At 44.4% G+C, this 26,014-nt stretch carries 33 protein-coding genes; 15 read left to right on the forward strand and 18 right to left on the reverse strand.

Annotation, left to right across the window (positions count from 1 at the left end; genetic code table 11):
* Positions 1-65: 65 nt before the first annotated feature.
* Positions 66-1,736, reverse strand: a complete 1,671-nt coding sequence (gene argS, locus U2H13_RS18305; protein ID WP_160216625.1) for an arginine--tRNA ligase — start codon at positions 1,734-1,736, stop codon at positions 66-68.
* A complete protein-coding gene (locus tag U2H13_RS18310; protein ID WP_014419128.1) occupies positions 1,733-2,161 on the reverse strand; it encodes a DUF1934 domain-containing protein in 429 nt (142 codons plus the stop codon). Before U2H13_RS18310 ends, argS begins: the two co-directional genes overlap by 4 nt.
* A gap of 291 nt (positions 2,162-2,452) precedes the next feature.
* On the opposite strand from U2H13_RS18310, the gene U2H13_RS18315 reads away from it, so the two are divergent.
* The 7 genes from U2H13_RS18315 to U2H13_RS18345 all read left to right on the forward strand — a co-directional run bounded on the left by U2H13_RS18315 (position 2,453) and on the right by U2H13_RS18345 (position 5,563).
* On the forward strand, positions 2,453-3,598 hold the full coding sequence (locus tag U2H13_RS18315) for a tetratricopeptide repeat protein (protein ID WP_376700566.1): 1,146 nt from the start codon (positions 2,453-2,455) through the stop codon (positions 3,596-3,598).
* Positions 3,582-3,701, forward strand: coding sequence for a PhrC/PhrF family phosphatase-inhibitory pheromone (locus tag U2H13_RS18320; protein WP_021494790.1), 120 nt, complete (start codon positions 3,582-3,584; stop codon positions 3,699-3,701). Before U2H13_RS18315 ends, U2H13_RS18320 begins: the two co-directional genes overlap by 17 nt.
* Positions 3,702-3,898: 197 nt before the next feature.
* Positions 3,899-4,102 carry a helix-turn-helix transcriptional regulator gene (locus tag U2H13_RS18325; protein ID WP_003151064.1) on the forward strand — a complete coding sequence of 68 codons (204 nt, stop codon included), beginning with the start codon at positions 3,899-3,901 and terminating at the stop codon, positions 4,100-4,102.
* Positions 4,103-4,115: 13 nt separating this feature from the next.
* Entirely contained in the window at positions 4,116-4,319 is a 204-nt protein-coding gene (locus tag U2H13_RS18330; protein WP_007407641.1) for a hypothetical protein, read from the forward strand.
* Positions 4,320-4,353: 34 nt separating this feature from the next.
* Entirely contained in the window at positions 4,354-4,539 is a 186-nt protein-coding gene (locus U2H13_RS18335; protein WP_376700568.1) for a DUF4177 domain-containing protein, read from the forward strand.
* Between the two features lie 186 nt (positions 4,540-4,725).
* Positions 4,726-5,007, forward strand: coding sequence for a hypothetical protein (locus tag U2H13_RS18340; RefSeq protein WP_007407643.1), 282 nt, complete (start codon positions 4,726-4,728; stop codon positions 5,005-5,007).
* A 43-nt stretch (positions 5,008-5,050) separates the two neighbouring features.
* Positions 5,051-5,563: a stage II sporulation protein M gene (locus tag U2H13_RS18345; RefSeq protein WP_031304384.1), complete on the forward strand. Its 513-nt coding sequence runs from the start codon at positions 5,051-5,053 to the stop codon at positions 5,561-5,563.
* A 590-nt stretch (positions 5,564-6,153) separates the two neighbouring features.
* Here U2H13_RS18345 and U2H13_RS18350 read toward each other — a convergent pair.
* From U2H13_RS18350 to speE, 3 genes are all read right to left on the reverse strand, one after another.
* Positions 6,154-6,372, reverse strand: coding sequence for a LuxR C-terminal-related transcriptional regulator (locus tag U2H13_RS18350; RefSeq protein ID WP_003151056.1), 219 nt, complete (start codon positions 6,370-6,372; stop codon positions 6,154-6,156).
* Between the two features lie 154 nt (positions 6,373-6,526).
* Positions 6,527-7,399 carry an agmatinase gene (gene speB, locus U2H13_RS18355; protein ID WP_053285340.1) on the reverse strand — a complete coding sequence of 291 codons (873 nt, stop codon included), beginning with the start codon at positions 7,397-7,399 and terminating at the stop codon, positions 6,527-6,529.
* 58 nt (positions 7,400-7,457) lie between these two features.
* On the reverse strand, positions 7,458-8,288 hold the full coding sequence (gene speE, locus U2H13_RS18360) for a spermidine synthase (RefSeq protein ID WP_003151052.1): 831 nt from the start codon (positions 8,286-8,288) through the stop codon (positions 7,458-7,460).
* Between the two features lie 199 nt (positions 8,289-8,487).
* On the opposite strand from speE, the gene U2H13_RS18365 reads away from it, so the two are divergent.
* Complete coding sequence (locus tag U2H13_RS18365) at positions 8,488-10,560, forward strand: transglycosylase domain-containing protein (protein WP_376700569.1); 2,073 nt, start codon at positions 8,488-8,490, stop codon at positions 10,558-10,560.
* A 24-nt stretch (positions 10,561-10,584) separates the two neighbouring features.
* On the opposite strand, the gene U2H13_RS18370 is transcribed toward U2H13_RS18365, so the two are convergent.
* From U2H13_RS18370 to U2H13_RS18380, 3 genes are all read right to left on the reverse strand, one after another.
* Entirely contained in the window at positions 10,585-11,016 is a 432-nt protein-coding gene (locus tag U2H13_RS18370) for a hypothetical protein (protein ID WP_376700570.1), read from the reverse strand.
* Positions 11,017-11,159: 143 nt separating this feature from the next.
* Positions 11,160-11,678 (reverse strand): YwhD family protein, encoded by a 519-nt coding sequence (locus tag U2H13_RS18375; RefSeq protein ID WP_007407649.1) that lies wholly within the window; start codon positions 11,676-11,678, stop codon positions 11,160-11,162.
* Between the two features lie 12 nt (positions 11,679-11,690).
* On the reverse strand, positions 11,691-12,350 hold the full coding sequence (locus U2H13_RS18380; RefSeq protein ID WP_003151043.1) for a site-2 protease family protein: 660 nt from the start codon (positions 12,348-12,350) through the stop codon (positions 11,691-11,693).
* Between the two features lie 105 nt (positions 12,351-12,455).
* On the opposite strand from U2H13_RS18380, the gene U2H13_RS18385 reads away from it, so the two are divergent.
* Positions 12,456-12,644, forward strand: a complete 189-nt coding sequence (locus tag U2H13_RS18385; RefSeq protein WP_003151042.1) for a 2-hydroxymuconate tautomerase — start codon at positions 12,456-12,458, stop codon at positions 12,642-12,644.
* 37 nt (positions 12,645-12,681) lie between these two features.
* On the opposite strand, the gene U2H13_RS18390 is transcribed toward U2H13_RS18385, so the two are convergent.
* On the reverse strand, positions 12,682-13,101 hold the full coding sequence (locus U2H13_RS18390) for a MarR family winged helix-turn-helix transcriptional regulator (RefSeq protein ID WP_007407650.1): 420 nt from the start codon (positions 13,099-13,101) through the stop codon (positions 12,682-12,684).
* Between the two features lie 368 nt (positions 13,102-13,469).
* Here U2H13_RS18390 and U2H13_RS18395 point away from each other — a divergent pair, with 368 nt between their 5' ends.
* On the forward strand, positions 13,470-14,864 hold the full coding sequence (locus U2H13_RS18395) for an amino acid permease (RefSeq protein WP_050496158.1): 1,395 nt from the start codon (positions 13,470-13,472) through the stop codon (positions 14,862-14,864).
* Positions 14,865-14,928: 64 nt separating this feature from the next.
* On the opposite strand, the gene U2H13_RS18400 is transcribed toward U2H13_RS18395, so the two are convergent.
* The 3 genes from U2H13_RS18400 to U2H13_RS18410 form a co-directional block, all read right to left on the reverse strand.
* Complete coding sequence (locus tag U2H13_RS18400) at positions 14,929-15,429, reverse strand: YwgA family protein (RefSeq protein WP_007407653.1); 501 nt, start codon at positions 15,427-15,429, stop codon at positions 14,929-14,931.
* 39 nt (positions 15,430-15,468) lie between these two features.
* Complete coding sequence (locus U2H13_RS18405) at positions 15,469-16,770, reverse strand: HD domain-containing protein (protein ID WP_109567282.1); 1,302 nt, start codon at positions 16,768-16,770, stop codon at positions 15,469-15,471.
* A 158-nt stretch (positions 16,771-16,928) separates the two neighbouring features.
* The gene (locus U2H13_RS18410; RefSeq protein ID WP_003151034.1) at positions 16,929-17,153 is read right to left on the reverse strand and encodes a DUF1450 domain-containing protein; all 225 of its coding nucleotides are present in this window, start codon (positions 17,151-17,153) and stop codon (positions 16,929-16,931) included.
* Between the two features lie 202 nt (positions 17,154-17,355).
* On the opposite strand from U2H13_RS18410, the gene U2H13_RS18415 reads away from it, so the two are divergent.
* From U2H13_RS18415 to U2H13_RS18435, 5 genes are all read left to right on the forward strand, one after another.
* Positions 17,356-18,129, forward strand: coding sequence for an RsfA family transcriptional regulator (locus tag U2H13_RS18415; protein ID WP_012118695.1), 774 nt, complete (start codon positions 17,356-17,358; stop codon positions 18,127-18,129).
* A gap of 260 nt (positions 18,130-18,389) precedes the next feature.
* Positions 18,390-18,704, forward strand: a complete 315-nt coding sequence (locus tag U2H13_RS18420) for a PadR family transcriptional regulator (RefSeq protein ID WP_007614461.1) — start codon at positions 18,390-18,392, stop codon at positions 18,702-18,704.
* Entirely contained in the window at positions 18,705-19,259 is a 555-nt protein-coding gene (locus tag U2H13_RS18425) for an HAAS domain-containing protein (protein WP_088461817.1), read from the forward strand.
* Positions 19,260-19,356: 97 nt separating this feature from the next.
* Positions 19,357-20,277, forward strand: coding sequence for an ATP-binding cassette domain-containing protein (locus tag U2H13_RS18430; RefSeq protein ID WP_163094076.1), 921 nt, complete (start codon positions 19,357-19,359; stop codon positions 20,275-20,277).
* The gene (locus U2H13_RS18435) at positions 20,274-21,227 is read left to right on the forward strand and encodes an ABC transporter permease (protein ID WP_025649389.1); all 954 of its coding nucleotides are present in this window, start codon (positions 20,274-20,276) and stop codon (positions 21,225-21,227) included. The genes U2H13_RS18430 and U2H13_RS18435 overlap by 4 nt, the downstream gene beginning before the upstream one ends.
* Here the strand turns inward: U2H13_RS18435 and U2H13_RS18440 are convergent.
* The 6 genes from U2H13_RS18440 to U2H13_RS18465 all read right to left on the reverse strand — a co-directional run bounded on the left by U2H13_RS18440 (position 21,217) and on the right by U2H13_RS18465 (position 25,923).
* On the reverse strand, positions 21,217-22,053 hold the full coding sequence (locus U2H13_RS18440; RefSeq protein ID WP_029972883.1) for a hypothetical protein: 837 nt from the start codon (positions 22,051-22,053) through the stop codon (positions 21,217-21,219). The genes U2H13_RS18435 and U2H13_RS18440 overlap by 11 nt on opposite strands.
* The gene (locus U2H13_RS18445; RefSeq protein WP_014419140.1) at positions 22,044-22,841 is read right to left on the reverse strand and encodes a hypothetical protein; all 798 of its coding nucleotides are present in this window, start codon (positions 22,839-22,841) and stop codon (positions 22,044-22,046) included. Before U2H13_RS18445 ends, U2H13_RS18440 begins: the two co-directional genes overlap by 10 nt.
* A complete protein-coding gene (locus U2H13_RS18450) occupies positions 22,810-23,733 on the reverse strand; it encodes a DUF6895 family protein (protein ID WP_014721963.1) in 924 nt (307 codons plus the stop codon). Before U2H13_RS18450 ends, U2H13_RS18445 begins: the two co-directional genes overlap by 32 nt.
* A gap of 48 nt (positions 23,734-23,781) precedes the next feature.
* Positions 23,782-23,961, reverse strand: coding sequence for a hypothetical protein (locus tag U2H13_RS18455; protein ID WP_003151018.1), 180 nt, complete (start codon positions 23,959-23,961; stop codon positions 23,782-23,784).
* Positions 23,962-24,113: 152 nt separating this feature from the next.
* Entirely contained in the window at positions 24,114-24,977 is an 864-nt protein-coding gene (locus tag U2H13_RS18460; protein WP_232489339.1) for a biotin/lipoate A/B protein ligase family protein, read from the reverse strand.
* A gap of 46 nt (positions 24,978-25,023) precedes the next feature.
* Positions 25,024-25,923 carry a LysR family transcriptional regulator gene (locus U2H13_RS18465; RefSeq protein WP_007614474.1) on the reverse strand — a complete coding sequence of 300 codons (900 nt, stop codon included), beginning with the start codon at positions 25,921-25,923 and terminating at the stop codon, positions 25,024-25,026.
* Positions 25,924-26,014 lie beyond the last annotated feature (91 nt).

The raw sequence follows: 26,014 nt of genomic DNA on the forward strand, positions 1-26,014 counted from the left end.
ATTACATCACACGCTTTATATACAAAAAAAGAACAAAGCCCGAAGACTTTGTCCTTTGATCATCATTACATTTTTTCCGGAGCCGATACGCCGATCAGCTGAAGCGCATTGTTCAGCGTAATTTGCGTCGCCTTCATTAAAGCGAGACGCGCGCGGCTCTTCTCTTTATTTTCCGGATCGATGACTTTCTCCGCATTGTAGAAGCTGTGCAGAGCGGAAGCCAGATCATAAATATAGTTTGTGACACGGTGAGGAATGCGTTTTTCCGCCGCTTCTGCCACTGCCTCAGGGAAGCCGCCGATCGTTTTCAGCAGGTCATATTCTTTTTCTGATTGAATATGGCTGAAATCAAGATCTGCCGCCGGTTTAAGTCCCTGCTCCTCCCCTTGGCGAAGCATGCTGCAAATACGTGCATGTGCGTATTGCGCATAATACACAGGGTTTTCGTTAGATGTGGATACGGCAAGATCCAAGTCAAAATCCATGTGCGTATCAGCACTGCGCATCGCGAAGAAATAACGCACGGCATCCAAGCCGACTTCTTCAATCAGGTCGCGCATCGTTACGGCTTTCCCCGTACGTTTGCTCATCTTCATTTTTTCGCCGTTTTTGTATAAATGAACGAGCTGAATGATTTCAACTTCCAATGTGCCTTTCTTGTAACCGAGCGCTTCAATTGCCGCTTTCATACGCGGAATATACCCGTGGTGATCCGCGCCCCATACATTGATGAGCTTGTCGAATCCGCGGTCAAGTTTGTCTTTATGGTATGCGATATCCGGCAGCAAATAAGTGTATGAGCCGTCTTTTTTGATCAGCACACGGTCTTTATCGTCGCCGAACGTTGTGGAGCGGAACCATGTCGCGCCGTCCTCTTCGTATACATGGCCCTTTTCGCGAAGCGCCTCGAGCGCCTGATCAATTTTTCCGTTTTCGTACAGTGACGTTTCAGAATACCATACGTCAAACGGCACGCGGAAATTTTCCAGATCGGAGCGAAGTTTATCAAGCTCGTACTTTAAGCCGTATTCACGGAAAAACGCCTGACGTTCGCTCTCCTCTTCATGTGCGAAACGGTCGCCGAAATCTTCGGCAAGCTTTTTCCCGATGGCGATAATATCCTCGCCACGGTAGCCGTCTTCCGGCATCGGTTTCTCGAGACCGAGCGCTTCAAAATAACGGACTTCAACGGAAAGCGCCAGGTTGTTAATCTGATTGCCCGCATCATTAATATAGTATTCGCGGCTCACATCATAGCCCGCTTTAGAAAGCACGCTGCACAGCGCGTCACCTACCGCCGCACCGCGCGCATGGCCTAAGTGAAGATCTCCCGTCGGGTTGGCCGATACGAATTCGACCTGAATCTTTTCGCCTTGTCCGATGTTTGTCTCTCCGTAATGTTCACCCGCTTCAAGCACGGACGGAATCAGTTTTGTTAAGTAGCTGTTGTTCATGTAAAAGTTGATAAAGCCGGGTCCCGCAATATCCATCTTTTCAATGGAAGCTTTGCCTTTATCGAATGACGCCACGATCTCCTCAGCGATTTGGCGCGGCGCTTTTTTTGCGATTCTCGCCAGCTGCATCGCCATATTTGTGGAATAATCACCGTGTGTTTTTTCTTTCGGCGTTTCTAACAGTACGCTTGGAATCTGGCTTTCGTCCGCCAGGCCCGCTTTCAGAACGGCCGCTTTGATCTCATCCTTCAGCACGTCCTTCATTTGTTCCGCAATATTCATGCCTTTGTTTCCTCCTTATATTGGATCGTCATGTTATGTACATGTTCTTGGTTTTCGCCTACAGTCATGTTATATGTCATTTTGACGGAGCCTTCCGAACCGCCGACATCAGCTTGTATGTTTTTCGTTTCCGTACGGAGCTCCATTTGTCCGAACGGCAGTTTATATTGAGTGAGTGTCGATGCCCCCGGAATGAACCGCTGTTTCATTTGGATGGCGCCCGATCTCATCACGAGAATCTCTTTTTCTGTGATCTTGACGACCGTTTTAATCTTGCCCAAATCATGCTCTTCGTGATAGGAAAGATACGTTTTGCCGTTTCTCACGTAATAGAATCCACTCGATGTAAATTCAACCGACTCTTCTTCTGAGCCGTTGTGTATGAATGATTGCACATGAATGGCTACTGGTGTCTCCTGTCTCATGCTGACACTTCCTTTTCATCATCCCGCTTAACCTGAATAGTATAAGTTTTCAAGGGAAAAAGTTCAACCGCTTCCTCCTATCTTACCATCTTTGCTGATTGGTTTTGAAGATAAACATGATTTTTAAGGAAAATGAAAAAACCGGAAATCCCGGTCTGCGGGATAAATGCGGTTCCTTCGGCGGACGGCTTTGTCAACGGGGAAAAGTTTGCGGTATTTTTGCGCTATCCTTCCGAATGAAAATGATAAAATATGTCATATACATAACGTGGAAGGGAGGGATTCGGAATAGTGGCGAGTGTTTTATCATCTTCAGCGGTTGGAGAAAAAATCAACGAATGGTATATGTACATTCGAAGGTTCAGCATCCCGGACGCCGAGTACTTGCGGAGAGAAATCAAAGAAGAACTTGCAGGTCTGGAAGATGATCAGGATCTTCATCTATACTATTCTCTCATGGAATTCCGTCACAATCTGATGCTCGAATACCTCGAACCGCTGGAATCGCAGCGGATAGAAGAACAGCCGAGACTATCGGATCTGCTCGCGGATATTGATAAAAAGCAGGCCCGGCTGACCGGACGGCTTGATTATTATTTTAATTTTTTCCGGGGGATGTATGAGCTGGAATGCCGTGAATATCTTTCAGCGATTCAGTTTTTTAAGAAAGCTGAATATAAGCTTGATTTTGTCAAAGATTGTATCGAGAAAGCTGAATTTTATTTTAAGATGTCAGAGTCCTACTATTATATGAAGCAGACTTATTTTTCTATGGATTATGCCCGGCAGGCTTATAAAATTTATCATAAGCAGGAGGCATATAATATAAGGGTGCTTCAGTGCCATTCATTGTTCGCTACCAACTTTCTTGACTTAAAGCAATATGATGAAGCAATTCAGCATTTTAAAAAAGCTTATGCCATGGCAGAGGCAGAACAGCAGCCTCAATTAATGGGCCGGACTCTATATAATATCGGACTTTGTTTTAACAGCCAAGAAAATTACAAACCAGCCATTGACTACATAAAACGGGCAATAGCTGTTTTTGAAGATGGGAACATCATCACTTCTCTCCCGCAAGCCTATTTCTTAATCACACAAATACATTATAAAATCGGAAATACGGCCATAGCCAGACAATATCATGACAAAGGGATATCTTATGCAGAGGAGGCAGAAGATTCCCTATATATAGCCGAGTATGAATTTTTAGAATCTTTATATGTCGGTGAGCCTGATGAAGAAGCAATCATGGAATGTTTTGACTTTCTCAGAGATAAATTGATGTATGCTGATCTTGAAGATTTTGCCTTAGATGTGGCAAAATATTATCATGAAAGAGAAAATTTCGAGAAGGCTTCCGCATATTTTTTAAAGGTGGAAGAAACAAGACAGCAGATTCAAGGAGGTGTGAAGTTGTATGAAATTGAAGTATAAATTAGCACTTACTTGCTTAGCGATAGGCACTATTTTTGTTTCAGCCGACATTGCAAGTGCACCGGAACATCAATTTGAAGTTGCTCAGCGCGGAATGATTTAAATAATGATTACTTTTAGGCTTGCAGGTTAAACTGCAAGCCGTTTTTTATATAAACAACTAATTTGCAAAAACAAAAAGTATACCTTAAAATTCAAATATGTAAAAAGTATTTGACACATATACATATATTATTTAAAATAAATATATATAAATTTGAAAATTTAAAATAAAGATAAAAATATTTAAGGAGGGTTTTAGTGGATAACAATATAAAAAAACTTAGAACAGCAGCTGATATTTCACAAAATGATCTGGCTAAGCTCTGCAATGTGACCAGACAAACCATCAATGCAATTGAAAATAATAAATATGACCCGACTTTAAGTCTGGCTTTTTCGATAGCTCACGCATTAAATACGGGAATAGATAAAGTATTCAACTATAACGCCAAAAAAAATTAAGGGAGCGGTTCTTATGAAGAAAATGGATGAGATGCAAAAACACCAATCGGGTATAGCCGCCAGAATAGCATTTAGTTTTTATACTGTCGCTTTACTGATATGGTCATTAATAGATTATTTTAAAAACGGAAATACAGGATGGCAATTTCCAATACTTTTAATAGGCTGCGCGCTCTATTTATGGATTCAAGTTTATCATAATCGAAAAACAAGGTAACAATTCCAATACACTTCCGGAGGATTATACAGCAATGTACGAATATAAGTTCATAAAAGTAGAAGTAAACCGGTGGAAAGGAAAGCCTAAAGAAGACTATAAAGAAATTATTGAAAAGTATTCGCAGCAAGGATGGAAGCTGGTCCAAATATTTGCTCCTCCTATTTCAGGTTATGGGGCAGCCGATTATTTTGATATTATTCTTAAAAAAAAAGTATAAATGTTTCAGTACAAAGAAAGCCGGATCATACATATGGTCCGGCTTTCTTTGTACTGAAATAAGTCAGCAGATACCTTAACGGATTTCACCTCTTAACTATTTTTTTCGGAAATCCGCAATTCAAATAGCTTCCAATATATTTTATTATTTAACTTGCTGGGGATATTGAAAAAATTGGAGGAAAAAATGAGTCTACTTTTAAAAACACAAAATAGTAAAGCGATTTTTACATTAGTAGCATCAGGAATCATTGTTCTCGCTCTTTTCAGTATAAAACATAATCATTTAAGCATGGATGTCATCGATATTTTAAACAGAGCTGGAATAATAGCTCCTAGTTGGATTGTCAGTGCTATCACCGCAACGGGTTCAGTCCTGGCTATCATTACTGTTTTAGGATCTCTTGGTGCAGGCTTGCCATTAGCCGTTTTAGAACAATTGGCTGCAGCAAGTACAGCAGCAGCTTAACATAAAACATTAAATTCAATATCCCTGGCAGTCCCTTAAACGAATGGATGAAAATACTTTGTTTAAAAAGAACGTTTTAGTCAAATTGTACATACTCTGTCTGATCTTATTTTTAATTGCTTTATTTACAGCTTATTTTTATACAGATCCCGCTTCAAATGTAAATAATCTAAATCGAAATATCCGTCCGGATTTTTTTCAGATTTTCTTTAATAATATTAAAGTAGCGAGTCTGCTTGTTTTTTTAGGCCCGTTGACGCTGTCACTTGGCACGATTGCAGTTTTAATTATTAATGGATTAATTTTAGGAAATGCCATAGGAAACATCAAAGACAATTTAAACCTTTTACTGCTTGTTATACCCCATGGAATAATTGAAGTCCCGGTATTGCTTCTTGCAGCTTCTGTAGGAATGAAATTAACTTTGGATTTATTACTCCTCAAAATAAATTTAAAATTCACTTTTAAATATATTGGTATTATATTTCTCGGTTTAATGATAGCAGCTATGTTAGAAACATTTATTACACCTATCTTTATAAAAGGAGTCTCTTAGGATTATGCAAATTGAATTATCTTCATTTAAGGACCGAAACATTAATTTTTTGTCCTCATTTTTGTTTTATATTATCGGGCTAGCTTTTTATTTAAGTTCCCTATTACCTTTTATGAAAAGTTTAATTCCCAAAAACATCCCTATACAAGTTGTTGAGCAAGTAAAACATTTAGATTATATCATTGCAATAGCCGCACTGTTTCTTTTAATGTTCGGGGTGATTTTTGAAGGATTTGTATTATTTCTCATTATAAATTTTCTTGGCGCTCAAATTAAGATCAAAACTTTTTATTCCCTATTTATGTTTTCTAACATCCCGGTCGCAATTAAGTTTTTACTTATATCATTCAAAAATATTTTCGCAGCACATCCAAACACTAGTTTATTTTTCACAAGTAATCATTTGATTTTTTCTATCTTTGATTTGTTCAATATTGCATACTTATTTCTTTTGTTTATTCTTCTGAAATGGAGAACAAATTTGAACTACCTGACAATCTCAGTTTTTATTTTTACGGCATTCCTGTATAGAATGTTTTTTTAGCATATATAAATAAACCCCCTCAATAGGGGTTTTTCTTTCATATCGTTCACTGTATACAATTCCTTTTATATGCTTCCGAAACAATACCGACTCTAGTACTCACATTCCACTTTTTACAGAGACCGGCTATGATATATTCGACATTACGCTGCGAGTAGTTTAATGACTTAGCGATCTCTTTATTAGGTTTTTCAGCAATTATCAGTTTAATTACTGAAATTTCAATCTTTTTTAATTCCAATTCATTTTCTACTGCTGTTTTCATTCTAACTTCCTTTCTAAAGATGTATTTACTAAATAATACCCTATTATATAATTTTTATCAATAACATCAATTATTAATGGTAAAATAACTAACTTCTAAGTAGTTTATATACAATATAAAAATCCCCCGCGTGTTTCAAGCGGGGGAAATTCTTTTATTTCACAAACCCAAGCAGCATTTCACGAATCATCTTGCTTGCCGTGTTTGCGGTTTGTTCTGAGTGGTCATAGACCGGCGCGACTTCTACGAGGTCGGCGCCTTTTACGTTGACTTCTGAGCGTGCGATTTCATGGATGGACGCGAGCAATTCTTTAGACGTGATGCCTCCTGCGTCAACCGTGCCCGTTCCCGGCGCATGAGCGGGGTCAAGCACGTCGATATCGATCGTGACATAAACAGGGCGTCCCGCAAGCTGCGGCAGCACTTTTTTCAGCGGCCCAAGCACTTCAAACTTAGAAATGTGCATGCCGTTTTCTTTCGCCCATTCAAATTCTTCCTTCATTCCGGAACGGATGCCGAATGAAAATACGTTTTGCGGCCCGATGAGCTCGGCCGCTTTGCGGATCGGAGTAGAGTGGGAAAGCGGTTCGCCTTCATAATCCGTGCGCAGGTCGGTGTGCGCGTCAAAATGAATGATGGCAAGGTCCGGAAATTTCTTATACATGGCTTTTATGACAGGCCATGATACAAGGTGCTCCCCTCCCATGCCGAGCGGGAACTTTCCTTTTTCTAAAATGCTGTCCACGTATTCTTCAATCATATCAAGGCTTCTTTGCGGATTGCCGAACGGAAGCGGAATATCGCCGGCGTCAAAGAAATTCAAATCAGCCAAGTCACGGTCGAGATACGGGCTGTATTCTTCAAGACCGATAGACACCTCGCGGATTCTCCCCGGGCCGAAACGCGAACCCGGACGGTAGCTGACCGTCCAATCCATCGGCATGCCGTAAAGGATGGCGTCCGCCTCTTTCCAGTCGGGGCGGCTTGCGATAAATACTTTTCCTGAATATGCTTCATCAAACCTCATGATAAAACCCTCGCTTTCCTGTAAAAAAGCGCAAGATTCGCTCCTGCGCCGTACGTTTTTATTTGATTAAGTCGCTCACAAATTTCGGAAGAACAAATGCCGCTTTGTGAAGCTCTTTCGTGTAATATTTCGTGTCGATGTCAAAGAAACGGCTGTCCTCCACTTCAAGCGGATCGTACTTTTTAGAACCGATCGTAAATGTCCACAGGCCGCTCGGGTACGTCGGGATATTAGCCGTATACAGACGGGTGATCGGGAAGATTTCTTTCACGTCACGCTGTACGTTTGTAATCAGTTCCGGTGTAAACCACGGGTTGTCCGTCTGCGCGACGAAGATGCCGTCTTCTTTTAATGCCTTGGAAATTCCGGCATAGAAGCCTTTTGAGAACAGATTGACGGCCGGTCCGACCGGTTCTGTTGAATCAACCATGATGACGTCATACTCATTCTCTGATTTCGCGATGTGCATGAAACCGTCATCGACTCTCACGTCGACGCGCGGATCATCAAGCTTGCCCGCAATGGACGGAAGGAATTTTTTAGAGTATTCAATGACCTTGCCGTCAATGTCGACAAGCGTCGCTTTTTTTACGCTTGGGTGCTTCAGAATCTCTCTGATGACACCGCCGTCTCCGCCGCCGACAACGAGGACGTTTTCCGGATTCGGGTGCGTAAATAACGGGACGTGCGCAACCATTTCATGATAGACGAATTCGTCTTTTTCAGAAGTCATGACCATTCCGTCTAAGAACAGCATGTTGCCGAACTCTTCTGTTTCCACCATTTCCAGATGCTGGAATTCCGTCTGTTCCGTATGTAATGTTTGTTTCACCTTTAATGTAATGCCGAAATTCTTCGTCTGCTTCTCCGTATACCAAAGCTCGCTCAATTGTCATCTCCCTTTCAAGGCTTATTTCATTTATTGTAAGCGTCTGTATCGCTTTTATTCCGGTTAAAATCTCATTTTCACCTAAGGAAAAAGTATAGAGGATGGAGGGGAAAAAGTAAAGAAGTGTCCGGTTTGATATGTTTAAAAAACCCCCTTTTTTCACATAATAATAGAATCATGAAAAAGGGGGTTCCCAAAAGTGGATAAAGTATCTGGAAAACAGCTCAGAATCACGTTCAAAATCATCCGCGCCTGCATCTTTCTGACACTGATCGGCGGAATGCTGGCCGGCGTCTGCTTCACATCCGTTCTTCTTGCAGCGAAATGGCAGGGCGCCCCCTCCGTCCGGGTTCCTCAGTCTACGATTCTTTATGCAAATGACGGCTCAAAGCTAGGTGAGACCGATTTCGGGGAAAAGCGCTACTGGGTCCGGTTAAAAGATATCAATCCGACAGCGGTGCAGGCCGCGATTGCGGTGGAGGATCAAAACTTTTACAATCACCACGGTTTTGATTACCGGCGGATGGCCGCCGCCGCGCTGGCTGACATAAAGGCAATGGCCAAGGTTCAGGGCGCAAGCACCATCACCCAGCAATACGCGAGAAATCTCTACCTTGAGCATGATAAGACATGGAAACGAAAATGGAACGAAGCATTTTACACGATCCGCCTTGAACAGAACTATTCTAAAAACGAGATTTTAGAAGGTTATGTAAATACGATATATTACGGCCACGGCGCATATGGAATTGAAGCCGCCTCGCGCCTGTATTTCGGCAAACACGCCAAAGATCTGAACGATGCGGAAGCCGTGCTTCTGGCGGGCATACCGAAAGGCCCGTCCGGCTATTCGCCATATGTCAGCGAAAAGAAGGCCAAACAGCGCCAGGAAACCATTCTCCGACTAATGGCCGGACAAAAAATGATCTCAAAAACGAAGGCAGAAAGGCTTAAGAAAATGCCGCTTGCCTATCAGCCGCTGAAAAACAGAACCGCAGCGAAAACGGCGCCTTATTTTTACGATGATGCGATGAAAGAACTCGAGAAAAAGCTCGGCATGACGCGCGAACAGCTCGCAACGAGCGGATTGCGTGTTTATACAACGCTTGATAAGCGCATGCAGCGGATTGCGGAAAACACTGTGGCACATACGATCCGTACCGGCTCTGACATTCAGGTCGGCTTTTCCGCGATTGATCCGGCAACAGGGCGCGTGCTTGCGCTTCTCGGCGGACGTGACTACGAAAAAAGCCCGTTTGACCGGGCGACACAGGCGAAACGGCAGCCGGCTTCCACGATCAAGCCGCTTTTGTACTACAAAGCGATTCAAAGCGGCTTTACACCGGTCACGCTGATGAAAAGCGAAGCCACAGAGTTCCAGATTGACGACAACGGAGATACCTATTCTCCAAGCAATTACAACGGCTACTACGCCAATAAACCGATTACGCTGCTTCAGGCGCTTGCGTTATCAGACAACATCTATGCCGTGAAGACCCATCTCTTTCTCGGCATGAATAAGCTCGTGTCGGCGGCAAAGGAATTCGGCATCAGCGAACATTTAAAGCCCCTTCCGTCTCTGGCGCTCGGAACTGAACCCGTGCGCCCGATTGAGATGGTTAATGCCTACGCGATGCTCGCAAACGGGGGAAAACAAATCACCCCTTCCTTTATCACAAAAGTGACGGATACCGCCGGCAACATCTTGTATGAACAGCCGCGCGGACATCAGCAGACGCTTGATAAAAAAGCCGCTTTTGTGACGGCGAGCATGATGACGGGCATGTTTGATCAGGATTTAAACGGCTATACTTCCGTCACGGGACGCACCATTTCTGACAGGCTGACCCGGACGTACGGCGGGAAATCAGGCACGACCAGCGCAGACAGCTGGATGATCGGCTTTAATCCGGCTCTTGCCGCCGGTGTGTGGACAGGCTATGACAAAAGCAGCACGATTGATTCAGTAGAAGAAAAAAGCTATGCGAAGACGATTTGGGCGGACTTTATGGAGAAGGCGCTCGAAGGAGAACCGGAAATAGCGCTTAAACCGCCGAAGGGCGTCACGGGCGTCTATATCGATCCCGCATCCGGCTACACTTCCGGACCCGGATGCGCCGCAAAGCATTATACGTATTTTATCGCAGGCACAGAGCCCGCCGATGTGTGCTACGGGCCGGAACCGTCTAAAAAAGAAAAGGAACACGCTCCCGCCCGCAAAGAAGCTCCGCGCAAAAAGTGGTGGGATAAGTGGCTCGGCAAAAAAGACTGAGCCCGGTGCATTGCGCGCCGGGCTTTACTCCGCGTCTTCCTCAAGCACCCATGGGAGCAAGAGTGAAAAGTCGAGATGGATAATAGGGTCAGGAAAACCCTTCGGTATAAAAAATGTTGTACTAGGCAAAGAAAACGAAAAGCGGGTATCTCCCGCTCTCTCAATATGAAACTTCGGCCAGCCTTCCCTAAGCATGCCGACAATCGGATAGCTGCCCGCATAATGATGCAGGCCGTTTTCCTTTCCATGCTCCCCCAAGTCGTGACAGACAGCCGGACGAATCCCAAACTGCGTAAACAGCCTTGTTTTCTCGGCGGGAAGGAGATTCACCGCCTCGGAAAAGTTCCGGCAGTGCCCGCAATCACAAGGATCAGGCCATGATTTTTCGTATTGTTTTCTCGTTGCCGCCGCATCTGCTTCAATGACCCAAGGCCCGATTTCAAAGACGGTGAACATGATGAAACCTCCGCGTAAACATGAAAAACCCCGAGTCTTGGTTCGGCTCGGGACTTTCCATGTCCTGATTCTGTATCAACAGTTTACTCAGTACAATTGCAAAATAGTGCAAATATTTATAAAGTTCACAAAAATTTCATAAATTATTTTTCTTCCGGGAGCAGACCTGTTTTCAATTCATCGGATGAACGTTCCCAGAGCCCTTGGTCATGCTTCTGCAGAAATTCAGCAAGCACCTGCTTTGAGCTGGCGTCCATTTTATCCACGATAATGCAGCGCTTCATTGATTTATCCATTAAATTCACATGCTCCGGCAATGACTTATAGCCTCTGCGGATACTTCTGTCCACGGTCATTTCACAAGCCGTCACACCCGCGTAATAAGGGCCTTCTTCTTTTCTGTCGATGGTGACCCACACGAGCCAGTACGGTTTTCCGTTCGGCACTTCATCTTTGTTCGGCAGGAATTTGATGCCTTTTTCAACGACACTGCGGGCATGCATTGCGCCGATGTCAACGAAGGCTTCCTTCTCTTCCACATCGACAAATACCGGAGAAATATTGTCAAGGCTCAGCGCCCCGGCGCCAAAACCGCCATGTCCGTCGGTCGGATCACTTTTAATAATATTAAATCCGATTGTTTTCTTCTTTTTTTCTTCCATGAAAATACCCTCCTACAAAAGCGGTTGAAATATAATGGCAAATACCTTGAGAATCCAGTCTCTCCCCTCGCTTAACAGCGGCCACACGACATAGGAGCCGACCGGTGTCACAAACAGCACGAGAAACACGATAATCCCGTAACTCTCAAACTGAGTCATTTTGGCGCGCACCCGCGGCGGCACGAGATCCTCAATAATCCGGTAGCCGTCAAGCGGAGGAAGCGGCAGCAGGTTGAATAAACACAGCGCGAGATTCAGCTGAATCCAAATAGAGAAAAAGCGGTCAAGGCCCATGCTGAATGCTGAAAGCAGCTCCATTCCGTAAGCATGCATCAACACTAGCAAAAAGAAACCGATAAAGGCAAGAAGCAGGTTGCTTACAGGCCCGGCGACGGAAACCAGCACTCCCGCCAGCCGCGGTCTTTTAAAGGCGCGGCGGTTCACCGGCACCGGACGGGCCCAGCCGAAACCCGCGACCAAAATTAGAATCGTTCCGAAAACATCAAGATGTTTAATCGGATTGAGCGTTAATCTGCCCTGTCTCGCCGCGGTATCGTCTCCGAACCGATACGCGACATACGCGTGCGCCAGTTCATGCATCGTAAATGCCACGATCAGCGTAATCACGACATAGGGCATAAGCTCCAGCGGATAATATAAAAATCTGTCCAAATGTCAAAATCCCCTTTTTTTAAAAATGCAAGATTGTCCTTCATTCAGTATACTATAAGTGATCTCTCTTCCAAAGAGAGGAAACGATAAAGGAGGATCAGCACCATGCCGCTCGTAACCGTTAAAATGCTTGAAGGCCGCACAGATGAACAAAAACGGAATCTGGTTGAAAAAGTGACAGAAGCCGTAAAAGAAACGACAGGCGCAGCCGAAGAAAAGATCATTGTCATGATTGAAGAAATGAGAAAGGATCATTACGCCGTCGCCGGCAAACGGATCAGCGATACGGAGTAATCCTTGATAACTGCCGGCGCTGCTATGTCAGGCCGGCTTATTTCATTACTTTTTCAACGAGGCTGAAAAAGGTGTTCTTTTCTTCCTCTGTCAATGCTTCGAACAGCTCGTCAATGAGCATCTGCCGGTTTTCAATCATTTGCATGGCCGCCATTTTTCCCGATTCGGAAAGCGTCATCCATACCGTGCGCCGGTCTTCGTTATTTCTCGACCTTTCCACGAAACCTTCTTTTTCTAAATGATTCAGAGCGGTTGTCGTGGCTGAAGGCGATAATGTGACTTCCTGCAATATATCTTTAATCGTGCACGTGCCGTGCCGGTAAATAATCCTGAGAATAAATCCTCTGATATTGTTTATACTCTTCGGAATTGTCGCCTCATCAAGCTTTTTCGTGCTCTTTAAATATTTCGTGAGCGCGTAATCCAGTACATTTGCTTGCAATATATCGTGCTCCATGCAGAAACTCCCCATTTCAAGATGCATCCATCATCATTTGATTGTTTTTTATTACATTTTACTGATACCTCGCGGGGAAAGTCAAAATTTCGGCCGGAAAGCCCGCAACTTTTATCCTGCCCTATACAGACTATTATCTCCTACTTTTTCACCCATCCCTTTTATGCAATGCTGGTTTTATAGACATGATTCAGGTAAAATCATTAAGGGTGACTGCGTTTGACAGAAAGGATAATCTGATCGGATGCGGCAGACAATATGACTGGAAAAGAAACGGAACAGACGGGGAAACAGAACACAGGATTGTCGATTACACAGAATGTGACACGGGTAAAAGCCAAAGAGTCCCTCTTGGCTTTTGCTTTTGGATGGAGGGATGCGTGTTGCGGAATATCCTACAAAAAAAAGACATCACCCAGCTGCTTGAACAAAGCAGAAACAGGCAGACTGCCAAAACGATGGGTGGATTTGATTTAACATTACTGGGCATCGGCGCCGTCATCGGGACGGGCGTCATGGTTCTTACAGGCATTACGGCCGCGAAAAACGCCGGGCCTTCCGTAATCTTTTCTTTTATCATTGCAGCCGTTGTCTGCAGCCTTGCAGCATTATGTTACGCCGAAATCGCTTCTGTTCTCCCGGTTTACGGAAGCGCCTATATTTACTCTTATACCACCATGGGAGAAATTGTCGGCCATTTAATGGGCTGGACGCTCTTATCCGTTTATATGGTGACGGCGTCGGCGGTGGCAAGCGGCTGGTCAAGTTATTTTAATAATCTGTTAGCCGAAATCGGCATGCCTTTGCCGGACAGTCTGCTGCACGTGCCGAGCCAGGGGGGCATCGTCAACCTTCCTGCCATCATCATTACTCTATTAATTGCCGTCGTTCTGTCACGCGGCTCCAAGGAGAGCAAAACCTTTAATAATGTAATGGTTCTCGTAAAAATCGGAATTGTTTTGCTGTTTATCATCACAGGAAGCTTTTTTGTAAAGCCGGGCAATTGGCATCCTTTTATGCCTTTTGGAATCAAAGGCGTCATTACAGGGGCTTCTGCCGTCTTTTTTGCGTTTCTCGGGTTTGACGCGATTTCCGCTTCGGCTGAAGAAGTCAAAAAACCGCAGCGCAACCTGCCGATCGGTATTATCGGTTCACTGGTGATCTGTACATTGGTATACGTCATCGTCTGTCTCGTCATGACGGGTATGGTTCCGTATTCACAGCTTAATGTGCCGGAAGCCATGTCATATGTGTTACAGACTGTCGGACAAAACGCGGTGGCGGGCGTTATCGCTGCCGGTGCGGTGATCGGACTGATGGCCGTCGTTCTCGCCCATACATATGCGGCGACCCGTATATCTTTTGCGATGGCAAGAGACGGAATGCTGCCGAAAGTCTTTACCATTGTCGGAAAGAAATCGGGAGCGCCGATCTTTAATACATGGCTGATCGGACTGATCAGCGCCTGCATCGCGGGTTTTGTTGATCTGAAAGAGCTGTCAGATCTCTCAAACATCGGCGCGCTATTGACATTTGCCATGGTCAGTCTGTCCGTGCTGATTCTGCGCCGCACCCATAAGGATCTGCCGCGGGGATTTAAAGTGCCTTTTGTACCAGTACTGCCGATTTTGGCCATTATCTGCTGTTTGTTTTTAATGGTCAATCTGCCGCTGAAAACGTGGCTTTATTTTGCCGTCTGGCTGATCATCGGCGTCATCGTTTACTTTTTATATTCGTACAAGCACAGCAAATTGAGACAATAAACAAAACCAGGCCCGCTTTATCGCGGCCTGGTTTTTTCATCAAAAAAGACGAAAGCCATCGCCTTTAACAAATATGTTTCAGCTCTTCTATGTAGTGAAGCGCCTCATCATATTCTTCATCTGTATATTTCTGTTTGCTTTTTATCGTAAACACTTTCTCTTTCTTTTCCTCAGCTTCAAGGCCGTCAAAATACAAAATCGTAGACACCAGCTCCAGAAACCGGGATGAGCGGCTGTTGACGCTGTCGATGTACTTCTTCATATCCGGCATCGTAAGCTCCGCATGATGTAAAAACTCGGCTCCCGTCTCCGTCAGCGAGTACCGGTATTGAAAGTAGCCGCCCTTTTTTTCCTTCACCTCATCCAGAAACCCAAGATTGCACAGCTCTTCAATTCGAAGCGTCAGTTCTTCGGAATACGGGCCGTAAAAATGAAAATCATATTTTTCGTAGAAAGGATACTGCATTTTCTTCGCGATATAAATGATTTTCTGCAGCTTTTTCCGCCCGATGATTTCTCCAGAATCCGAGAACACCTTCATCAGTTTTGCATGTTCTTTCAACAAATTCCCGACATCTCCTTTTCCTTCTTTACCAAAATCCTTCTATGTCAGTCCCAGCAGCTGCCGGATTTTTAATTTTGCTTCAGGGTTTTCTGAATCGTCACAAATGAGGTCCATCGGATAGTAGAGCTTATGGTCCGTCCGGCGTTTGCCCGAAATGGATTCGACAATGGCGGACTGCCTGGACAGCTCTTTGATCTGGCCGTTCTGCGTTAACAGATGAATCGGCAGACGCTCCTCCTCTTCACCCGGCCGGTAAAAATCATACGGCAGATCCGATGAAGAATCGACCACTAAATAGTAATTGGGATCAATTCCCGCCTCTTTAAACAGAGCGGTCAGTTCAAAATAAGCCGACATTTCCTCATTCGGATTAAATTCGGCATATTGAAACAGCTGGCGGTTAATGAAGCGGCGGCACAAGTCGGACAGAATCGGGTCCTCTTCTTCCTCCCAAGCCTGGAAATAATATAAAATGATGGCTTCATCAAGCTTCAGGTAATCCGCAAGCGTCAGCTTCCCTTCAAAAATGGAATAAAAATGAACGGGAGCATGAGTGAATATATACCCTTCTTCATGGAGCTGCTTCGCACGGTGGAGAATTTTCGTCAAAATGACTTCTGCGCTTCTCGTCACGGGATGAAAATACACCTGCCAGTACATTTGATAGCGGCTCATAATATAGTCTTCGACGGCGTGCATGCCGCTTTGCTTAATGACGATCTGGTCCTCTCGCGGACGCATGACCCTTAAAATCCGTTCCATATCAAAATGTCCGTAGCTGACGCCCGTATAGTATGCGTCCCGCTGAAGGTAATCCATCCTGTCGGCGTCAATCTGGCTCGAAATCAGGCTGACCACCTGTTTGTTTTTGTATGTTTTGGCAATGACTTCGGCAACATCCTGGGGAAATCCCGGTCCCGCCTTTCTGAGAACCTGATTCACCTCGGTGTCGCCGAGAATGATTTCCCTCGTATAGTCTTCATGATCCAGATGAAAAACCTTTTCAAAGGAATGCGAAAACGGCCCATGTCCCAAATCGTGCAAAAGCGCGGCGCTGAGACAGAGTTCGCGTTCATTGTCATCCCATTCAGAACGCCCTTTAAAAACATCATCAACCATTCGTCTGACAATCTCATAGACGCCGAGAGAATGGTTAAAACGGCTGTGTTCCGCGCCGTGAAACGTCAAATACGTCGTACCGAGCTGTTTGATCCGGCGCAGCCGCTGAAATTCACGGGTGCCGATCAAATCCCAGATCAGCTTGTCCCGCACATGAACATAGCGGTGAACGGGATCTTTAAACACTTTTTCTTCTGATAATTTTCCGTTTGGATACGCCATCGTCATTCCCTCTTTTTTTAGCCGTGATTCTATTATATCGGCTCTGTAATTTGAAAACATCCTTGAATTTGTCCGGCGTTTTGTTCCAGTTTTCCGTCATTGATTTTTTGAAGCAAAAAAGCCTGACCCATCGGGCGAGGCTGTCGTAAAATACACATTTACTTTTTGATCTTCTTTTTCACTTTCTCAATCAGCTCGTCCTCAGTCGGCGCCGACAGCGGGCGGTTGTTTACGAAAGCAAACGATTTTTTGCGTCCGGGCCCGCAATATGACTGACATCCGACCTCCACTTTTGCATCCGGGTCAGCTTCTTTCAAACGCGGCAGCAAAGTCTTAATATTGGTGGCCTGGCAATCATCACACACTCGGAATTCATTAGCCATGATGTACGCTTCCCTTCATTCAATGTTCCTCTATGTTAAATCTTAATTTTAAAAACGAAAAAAATCACATCACATCTCATTGTACAAGGATTCATCTTATCCTGCAAGGCTCTGCGTATCTCTCATTCTTTCAGCCAATTTGTATAAATATTTTCCAATCTGGACATTCTAATACCATCAAAGATATTGGGGGTTGAGAACATTGACAAAACAAAGACAGGACGCCTGGTCGGAGGAAAATGACCTGCTGCTTGCGGAAACCGTGCTCCGTCACGTTCGGGAAGGAAGCACGCAGCTGAATGCCTTTGAAGAGGTAGGCGATAAATTAAACAGAACGTCGGCAGCGTGCGGATTCAGGTGGAATGCTGTCGTCCGCCATCAATATGAAAAAGCGCTTCAGCTTGCCAAAAAACAGCGGAAACAGCGGATGCGCGCGCTCGGAAACGGCCAGCCGGCCAAGAAGAAACTATTATACCAGCCGCCTGCACCGGATGCGGACATCATGCAGGAAACCGCAGCCGAAGAGACGGTTCAAACGGAAGCGCCAAAAGAAGATCGGCAAGCCGTCATGTCCGGCGAACATATGCCTTATGTCGATGAAAGCTTCAAGGAAGAGTTAGCTAGTTTATCACATTTGCTGGCGCCTCAGCAGCCGAGCCAAAAGGCGGAGCTCACAATGGCAGATGTCATTCAATTTCTGCAGAGCTATGAAGGCAGCGGAAAGCAAACTTCCGCCCTGCAAATGGAAAATGACCGTTTAAAACGGGAAAACCAAGAACTTCAGTCTAAAACCGAGCAGCTGGAAGCGGCCGTCGAAAAGCTTGAAAAAGATCAAAAAACCATTCAGGAAGACTACGAAACCTTGGTGAAAATTATGAACAGAGCCAGAAAACTAGTTTTATTTGAAGACGACGAACATGCCTCTCCGTCCTTTAAAATGGACCGGAACGGCAATTTAGAAAAAATGGCCGAATAACGGAAAAACCCCTTTCCTTGTCATGGAAAAAGGGGTTTTTGCCATTTGTCAATGACGCGCATCCTGATCTATATTAATGTAAACATTGTTCAGGAGGCCTTCTTCCCGCAAGGGCTGCGCATCTCGGTCCCCGCCCGCACATAAGCATAAAGATTCAATTCCTCATCCGAAATGGTTCTTGGGAATTATTGATCGATTAGCTACTGTGCAATACACTGTATAGAGAATACAATTATTAGATATGATGGGAATGATAGTAAATGAGTAGCCAATTACGAAAAGGAGCGTTAGAACTTTGTGTGTTATCCCTGCTTCTTTATGAAGATTTATATGGTTATGAATTAATCAAGATCATAAGTGAAACGTTCCCTGTATCGGAGGGCACCATCTACCCCATATTACGAAGACTCACAAAAAATAACTACCTAAAAACGTATACAGCAGCTTCCGATCAAGGCCCATCACGCAAATATTACAAAGTAACAGAAGAAGGCGCCTTTTATCATCAAACATTAAAATCGGAATGGCTTGACCTGTCCGAAAAAGTGAACAGCATCATTAAGGAGGGAAAATGAATGTGTAAAGACCAATATTTAAAACATCTCCGGCGGGAAATAAAAGATCTGCCGGAACGTGAGCAAAAAGAGATACTCGCCGATATCGGCGAAATATTCCAAATGGGCGGCGCTGAAGGAAAAAGCGATGAACAAATCGCGGGCAATTTAGGAAACCCCAAAACACTTGCGCGCGCCTTAAAAGCGGATATTTTCATCAGTGATGCCGAGGAGCAGAAAACATGGCGCTCGTTTTTCAAAGCATTCGGCCTGATGCTGGGGATGGGCATGTTCAACTTCATGTTTATGCTGACACCGTTTCTTTTTGCCTCTGTTGCGGTGTTAAGTTTGATGGCGATCGGCCTGATGCTGATGACCGGATCATTCTTTCTCCTTGTAAAAGTGCCGATTGTAACAGCCATTTTTAACGGATGTATGGTTCTTGGAGCAGGTATGGCGGTGTTTATGGCCGGATTTGATCTTTCGAAACTGATATTCCGCATCTTTTTGCGCTATTTCAAATGGAATGTCAGCGTTGTAAGGAGGGAAAACATTGAATCGAAAAATGTGGTATAGCATTGCTCTCATTTTAATCGTTGCCGGCCTGATCGGAAGCATGTTCTTCGGTTTTGACGGCTTTTACCCTAAATCATAAGGAAGGTGTGCAAATATCATGACTGAACCAGCCCTGATATTAAAAGATGTCTCTAAAACAATCAATCATACCCCTATTGTACAGTCAATTTCTTTCGATGTGAGAAAAGGCGAGATATTCGGCCTTTTAGGGCCGAACGGCTCAGGAAAAACCACTATTTTCAGAATGATCGTACAGCTTATTAAAAAAACAGAAGGAGCCATTTCATTCAGAGGCAGACCGGACAGCGACTTTGAATATTTTATGAGACATATCGGGGTTATCATTGAAGGCCCGGATATGTATCCGAATATGACCGCTTTGCAAAACCTGAAATATTTCACCAGACTGCGGAGCACCTCGCTGAAAACGGATGACCTTATGAATACCCTTGCAAAAGTCGGATTGGAGCAGGCTGCCCGCAAAAAAGTGAAACATTTCTCATTAGGTATGAAACAGCGCTTGGGGCTCGCTTATTCTCTTCTTCACAATCCCGGGTTATTAATTCTGGATGAACCGATGAACGGCCTCGATCCTAAAGGTATGAAAGAATTGCGCACCATTCTTTCTGATTTAGCGAAGCAAGGGGTTTCTATTTTATTATCAAGCCATTTATTGTCGGAAATGGAGGAGATTTGCGATAGGGTTGCCTACATTAAAAAGGGACGGATTTTAGGAATTGAAGACATGAAGAACAGACATGACCTTGGTCAGAAAAAGCTGTTTACCGTCACGGTCGATCATCCGGCAAGGGCGAAAGAAATATTAGAGCGGGAAGGTATTCTTCAAGTACAGCAAAAAGACAGCCGCGTCATTGAATTGGAAGCGGAAGAAGATACCATCCCGTATGTCATTAAATCTTTGGCAGAGAAAGAAATTCTGATTTCCCGCGTTTCTGCAAGAACTTTGTCATTGGAAGAGAAATACATGATGATTACAGATCAGGAGGACGCGGTATGAGCATATTTCATCTGGCGCAGAACGAATTCATAAAAATAACCCGAAAAAAAGGCACACTTTTATCTCTTTTTTTCCTGTTTCTCATCGTTTTGCTGGCCGGCCTTATTATGAATCATGAGTTAGATGCTTCCTCGGATAACAATTGGAAAGAACGGCTTCTCGCCGAAAAAAAACAGGAAGAAATTGATAAACCGGCTGAAACGACAGGCGTTTATTATTCTGCTGATGTTAAGAATAAAGACTATTATTTGGAGCATAACATCAACCCTTATGAATGGAACGGCTGGAGGTTTTTCGGCACGGTTACTTCAAACGGGCTTGAGATTTTCGTAAGCTTAACCGCGATTTTAACCGTCAGCGGGGTTGTTTCTAAAGAGTTTGCCCTTGGGACGATTAAGTTTATCGCTACAAGCCCGAACCGAAGATGGCGGATTTTAACATCGAAATTTCTGGCCTCCCTTCTGTTTACCGGTATGATTTACTTATTTTACTGTGTGAGCTGTTTGCTGATCGGCGGCGTGTTATTCGGTTTTTCCAATGCTTCATATCCGCTCGTCTATACTCATTTAAATGACAGTCTGTATACCATCAGTTCAATCAAAGCATCCGGAATCATTCTGCTTTTGCGTTTCATATCAATTATAAGCATTGTCACCATTGCGTTCACTTTGTCAGTATTGTGCAAAAGCCAGGCGCTCTCCCTCTGCTTATCGATTTTACTGCTGTTTGCCGGCAGTATATTGGGCGGAACTGATTTGCTTGCCCAATATACGTGGTATAAATTTACGCTCTTTCCGCATTTAAACCTCGTTGCTTATGTAAATAAAAGCGCGGGTGATGCGATTTCAACGTTAAACATCCCCTATTCCGTGACGGTTATAGCGATCTACTTTCTTATTTGTTTATTGATTTCTTTTTCCGTCTTTCAAAAGAGAGACATTACAGCATAGACAGAGAGGCGGCGGCATAATGAGCGGACGGCAGGAAATACTGCCGGTCCAGCAATTTGCCGCTGACCGCCCCTTGGTCCATCGCTAATGGATTCAAATAACCGAAGCTCCCGCTGCTTCGCTGCTGAAAGCGTAGAAATTCCCGCCCTTCCCGTATAAAAAGCGCCTCATCGAATTTGAGAAATTTCATAATGGCTGTGTATTTTGCAACGGCGTCAATGTGATACTTTCTGCACTCGGCTAACATTAAACCTGAAAAAGCAAAGTCTGATGTTTTGTACCATTCCGTGAGAAAAGGCTGCAATTCTTTCATTTGCAAATAAGTGACGGCATAAAGGGCATCCGCCTGTTCTTCCTGGATGCCGCCCGGTGCCATGAGCAAATCGGCCTCACGTTTCATTACGGTTTCTAAGAACACGATCAGTTCTTCCGGAGTCATCGCCCCAAAATAAGCCCCTAACACCATGAGGATCATAGAGGAAGGCTCTGATTTCAGTTCCTCTTGTAAACCGCGGACCATTTGTTCAAGTCCGTTATGAAAAAAGATGCTTTTTGCGGCATCCATCCTGCGGTATATATGATACGCATACGCGAACAGGACCGGATGGCATTCGTGCGTTTTTTCTCCAAAATAACGGTCTAAGAATAGAATGGCTTCTTCTGTATCCTTTCTTTTTTCAAAGTGATGACATGCCGCTAAACCGCAAAACAGGTGCATGAGATCATCTGCTTCCATTTCTTCCGGCTGCAGCTGAATGTTCTTCCAAAAACCCAGCAGCCATTCTTCTGTTTTTTTTATATTAAAATGTTCCTTGACTATCCGCATGTTCCACACTCCAGATTCAGAATCTCAATCGCCGGCAGAAGAGCCGGAGCACAATGAATGGATGGATTCTCGTTATTTATATGATGAAGAGCCGCTTGACAGCCATAAAAAAATGGATCGATACACGATTGGATAAATAACATATTGCACAGCTGTTTCATTTTTCGGCTGCCGAGACAAAACACAAGCCATTTTTGAATGGACGCCTTCAAGCCGGGATGAAGCAGATGCTCTCCCTCATTCAAATGAAGAAGACAGTACTCGACAAACTCCAGCTCGTTTTCAGCTGTTCTTTTCCATGCGTCATGGAGCAAAGGCTGAAACATCGAATTCTTGTAAAAGCGCACTTTTTCATGGTCAGTTGACATTCCCAGCTCGCTCAGCAAACCAGCGAATTCGGCGTATTTAAAATAAGGCCATTCTTTTTTTATAAGATAGCCGTTTTGCAATCCGTGACGTATGACTTGATCATCCGAATCCATTCCCTGCTTCTTTTTATAAGCTTTTGCCGTTAAATAGATATGAATCAACTCATTGACAATGGCCGTGTTACAGTGAAACAGATCTTCCCAGCATGACTTATCAACGAAAGCGGAGGCAATCCTTTCAGTATGTTCTTTTACAGCGGAAGAATGGCTCGTCTTCCTGCAGTATTTGCAGAAGCCGGCAAACAGCTCAATGCTCTTTTGATCCGGAAGCGATTGTTCAGCAAAAGATAATAAAAATTGATCCGCCTCTTCAGCTAATCTGTTCAAGTTAATCGTTCCTTTCTGCTCTAAGACAGGCATGCGCGGCACCCGCGGCGACAAGTGTTGTATGATAGCAATGTTTGAACACATCTTCTCTTCGCTGTTCACCTTTCAAACCGGGTTTATGTTGATAGGTGATGCTCGGGACATTCCCCTCTTTCATTCGGCCCTGATAGATTTTATTCCAGGCTGCTTCATAGAGCGGTTTATGGTTGTCCTTATCCATGTCGATATGTAAAAAAGAGCTGCACATCAATAATTCACTGGTAATATCTAAATTCTCAAGACAGATATAGATCCCGAGAAATTTCAGGACCTTTTCTTTTAAGGACGGCAGATGATACTCTTTATCCGTAAGCGAAGAACATCCCATGTCTGTTATATAAAAAATCGTATGAGTGATGCTGTACGCATCATGATCCGTCATATATGTATTTGGGATATCCTGACCAGCTGCTGTGTAGTGATATAAGTCAGAAAAATCCGTTATTTCCGAGGTTACGCCTGCTCTTTGCAGACTGTACTTCAGATCCATTTTCCGAAAGGGAATTTTAGCAAGGCTGCGATCAAAACGCGCTGCCGTGAATTTTTCCAGCTCCCATATCACCGAAGCCCGTGACGGATGATCAGTCAAGGTAAGAAATTCACCCGCAATAGCCAATCCGGCGAGACCGTCCGGATCAAAATGAATAAATTCTTCAAGCTGATCATTACGGAGCCTTTCTGTAATAAACTCCGTTAAAACAGCAACTTCCTTATCATCTGCCTGATTTCTGATCAGGTAATTGGTAAGAAAAATGAGTTCTATAAATGTTTTAAGGCGCCACCTGAAATCATTCGCTACTTTATGATTCATATCAAAGTAATGGATATTTTTAACAATCCATGACAGTGCTCCCCGCTTAATTTCTCTTATATACTCTTGTGTCACACTCTCACCGCCTCGTCTCAGATGTGTAGGCTCCAAACAGTGATTATCCTACTTTTGAGCGGCTAAATCAGAGAAATTCAAATTCGGGTTTTGATTGTCTTCTTGGCTCGGCACTACAAGCACCCAGCCGCTCCAAGCGAAAGAATTGCCTGATTGTTCCGCATCTCCGGCTAACAAATGCGTCGGGATCGTGATTCTTTTTTCTTCTTTTATTTTTTTAAAGTTCATATCTCCATCTCCTTCAGTTTATAGAATTATTTGGAACCTACATAAATATATTAATCAAATAAGGTATATAATGTAAACTAGTTTTCATATAACACTTCTTTTTCACTATAACTAAATAGTATATAATTACCAAAAACAAAAAAAGCCCGGACTTAGTCCAAGCTTTCCTGCGTGCCGAACACCTTCTCATTCCGTTCCAGCATTCGGGTCAGATTTTTTTCAAATACCTTCTCTTCTTCCGGCGATAATCCGGCTGCATACAGGCGGCCGCTGAGTTCCTTCAGTTCAGTCAAAAGCGTCAGCATTAAGTCTTGCACGGTAATGTCCGTTTGCAGCAATTCGCTTAATGAAGCCATCGTTTCGGGCCGGATATCGGGATATACGCCTTTTGTATCGTTGCTTTTGTCTTTTAAAGCGGCTTGATAGAAACGTCTGATCAGATCGGCGCGTTCGCTTCCGCTTTTATCGGCGCAGAGATAAATCTGAACCGCGGTTCCGCCCCGCAGGCGCCTTTGTGAGATTCCCGCGAATTTTCGGCCGCCGATGCTGAGATCGTAGCTGCCCGGACAGTACGATCCTTTAATTTCATATGCTTTAAGTTCGGCATTATGCGGACGCAGCATCCGCCGCACCAGCTCTGTCATCGCCTCGTAGCCTCTGTCGATGTCGATGCCTTTTTTCTCATCTTCAAAAATAAGCGAGATATTCAATACGCCTTCGTCCAGTACGACGGCGAGGCCTCCGGAATTGCGGACAATGACACGGTAGCCTTCGTCCTCCAGCAATTTCACGCCGTCCTCTAAAAACGGCAGGCGCGTGTCCTGAATGCCGAGCACGATCGTCCGGTGGTGCACCCAGGAGCGTGCCGTCGCAGGCGATTCCCCTTTGCCTACGGAGGCGCACAGCGTATCATCCATTGCGAATGACTGCTTCGCATCAAAATAAGGGCCGAGGCTGGATTGGTCAATGATTCTCCAGCTCGGCTGCATCAGTAAATCAATCGGTTGCTTTCCCATCTATATTAAATCCCTTTCGTCATAGGCTTTCCATGCATTTATTATATCACTCCGCTTGAGATGATTGAAATTGGCTTTTCAAAAGTGCGATGAAGATTTCTTTGTTTTTTGTGTTCTCCATAATGGAAGATTGGATGATAGACAGTTTCCGTTTTAAGGAGAATCCTTTTATCTCAAGCACGGAAATGCTGCCGTGAAGCAGATCCTTTTGCACCACGCTTTTTGACAGAACGGAAAGACCCATTCCGCTGATCACGGCTTCTTTGACGCCCTGGTTGCTGCTGATCGTCATCATGGATTTCGGCCGCAGTCCGTTTGATTGAAGGACGTGGTCTAAATATTCCCTCGTTCCCGAACCCTTCTCCCTCGTCACCCACGCTTGATTTTGCAATTCGGCAGCCGGGATGTTTTTTCTGCCGGCGAGCGGGTGTCCGTTCGGTGCGGCAATACACAATTCATCCTCCATAAACGGCTGAATGTCGAGCTCATTTTTCCCCGTATGCCCTTCAATTAACCCGATATCGGCTTGAAGCATCCGAACCGCTTCGCTGACCTCCTCCGTGTTTCCGATCATGACGTCCAGGTTCAGCTCGGGATACTCGTTATGAAGCTTTGCGAGAAGCGGCGGCAGAATATATTCGCCGATGGTAAAGCTCGCGGCGATTTTGAGCTTCCCTTTGACATAATGATGATGGGCGTAAATTTCGGATTTGGCCTGTTCGTACAAAAAGACCATCTGCTTGGCTCGCTGATAGAGTATGTCCCCCGTCGGCGTAGTCGTAAAGTGCTTCGGAGAGCGGTTCAGCAAGGCGGTTTGAAATTCTTTCTCCAGGTTTTTAATGTGAAGGCTGACGCTTGGCTGAGAAATCATCAGCTTCTGCGCCGCCTTTGTAAAGTTTTTTTCTTCCACGACGGCAATGAATGTTTTCAGTTCCCCATAATACAAAAAGCATCGCCCCTAATCATTATTTTTCCTAATCGTTTAGATCATATAAATATATTTTACTAATGATTAAGACCGCAGTAAAGTGGAGTTA

Origin of the sequence: Bacillus sp. A1 (assembly GCF_042296235.1) — a bacterium.
GTDB classification, from domain to species: Bacteria; Bacillota; Bacilli; order Bacillales; family Bacillaceae; genus Bacillus; species Bacillus velezensis.

Coding starts and splice junctions, on each gene's coding strand:
- U2H13_RS18350 (WP_003151056.1), bottom strand. CDS start 6,372: ATGAAAACAGCAGTAGAAAATGAATTGGAATTAAAAAAGATTGAAATT.
- U2H13_RS18430 (WP_163094076.1), top strand. CDS start 19,357: ATGACTGAACCAGCCCTGATATTAAAAGATGTCTCTAAAACAATCAAT.
- U2H13_RS18320 (WP_021494790.1), top strand. CDS start 3,582: ATGAAATTGAAGTATAAATTAGCACTTACTTGCTTAGCGATAGGCACT.
- U2H13_RS18385 (WP_003151042.1), top strand. CDS start 12,456: ATGCCGCTCGTAACCGTTAAAATGCTTGAAGGCCGCACAGATGAACAA.
- U2H13_RS18340 (WP_007407643.1), top strand. CDS start 4,726: ATGAGTCTACTTTTAAAAACACAAAATAGTAAAGCGATTTTTACATTA.
- U2H13_RS18420 (WP_007614461.1), top strand. CDS start 18,390: ATGAGTAGCCAATTACGAAAAGGAGCGTTAGAACTTTGTGTGTTATCC.
- speB (WP_053285340.1), bottom strand. CDS start 7,399: ATGAGGTTTGATGAAGCATATTCAGGAAAAGTATTTATCGCAAGCCGC.
- U2H13_RS18445 (WP_014419140.1), bottom strand. CDS start 22,841: ATGCCTGTCTTAGAGCAGAAAGGAACGATTAACTTGAACAGATTAGCT.
- U2H13_RS18330 (WP_007407641.1), top strand. CDS start 4,116: ATGAAGAAAATGGATGAGATGCAAAAACACCAATCGGGTATAGCCGCC.
- U2H13_RS18375 (WP_007407649.1), bottom strand. CDS start 11,678: ATGGAAGAAAAAAAGAAGAAAACAATCGGATTTAATATTATTAAAAGT.
- argS (WP_160216625.1), bottom strand. CDS start 1,736: ATGAATATTGCGGAACAAATGAAGGACGTGCTGAAGGATGAGATCAAA.
- U2H13_RS18345 (WP_031304384.1), top strand. CDS start 5,051: ATGGATGAAAATACTTTGTTTAAAAAGAACGTTTTAGTCAAATTGTAC.
- U2H13_RS18455 (WP_003151018.1), bottom strand. CDS start 23,961: ATGAACTTTAAAAAAATAAAAGAAGAAAAAAGAATCACGATCCCGACG.
- U2H13_RS18440 (WP_029972883.1), bottom strand. CDS start 22,053: ATGCGGATAGTCAAGGAACATTTTAATATAAAAAAAACAGAAGAATGG.
- U2H13_RS18370 (WP_376700570.1), bottom strand. CDS start 11,016: ATGTTCACCGTCTTTGAAATCGGGCCTTGGGTCATTGAAGCAGATGCG.
- U2H13_RS18410 (WP_003151034.1), bottom strand. CDS start 17,153: ATGGCTAATGAATTCCGAGTGTGTGATGATTGCCAGGCCACCAATATT.
- U2H13_RS18390 (WP_007407650.1), bottom strand. CDS start 13,101: ATGGAGCACGATATATTGCAAGCAAATGTACTGGATTACGCGCTCACG.
- U2H13_RS18405 (WP_109567282.1), bottom strand. CDS start 16,770: ATGGCGTATCCAAACGGAAAATTATCAGAAGAAAAAGTGTTTAAAGAT.
- U2H13_RS18395 (WP_050496158.1), top strand. CDS start 13,470: ATGGAGGGATGCGTGTTGCGGAATATCCTACAAAAAAAAGACATCACC.
- U2H13_RS18335 (WP_376700568.1), top strand. CDS start 4,354: ATGTACGAATATAAGTTCATAAAAGTAGAAGTAAACCGGTGGAAAGGA.
- U2H13_RS18460 (WP_232489339.1), bottom strand. CDS start 24,977: ATGGGAAAGCAACCGATTGATTTACTGATGCAGCCGAGCTGGAGAATC.
- U2H13_RS18425 (WP_088461817.1), top strand. CDS start 18,705: ATGTGTAAAGACCAATATTTAAAACATCTCCGGCGGGAAATAAAAGAT.
- U2H13_RS18310 (WP_014419128.1), bottom strand. CDS start 2,161: ATGAGACAGGAGACACCAGTAGCCATTCATGTGCAATCATTCATACAC.
- U2H13_RS18435 (WP_025649389.1), top strand. CDS start 20,274: ATGAGCATATTTCATCTGGCGCAGAACGAATTCATAAAAATAACCCGA.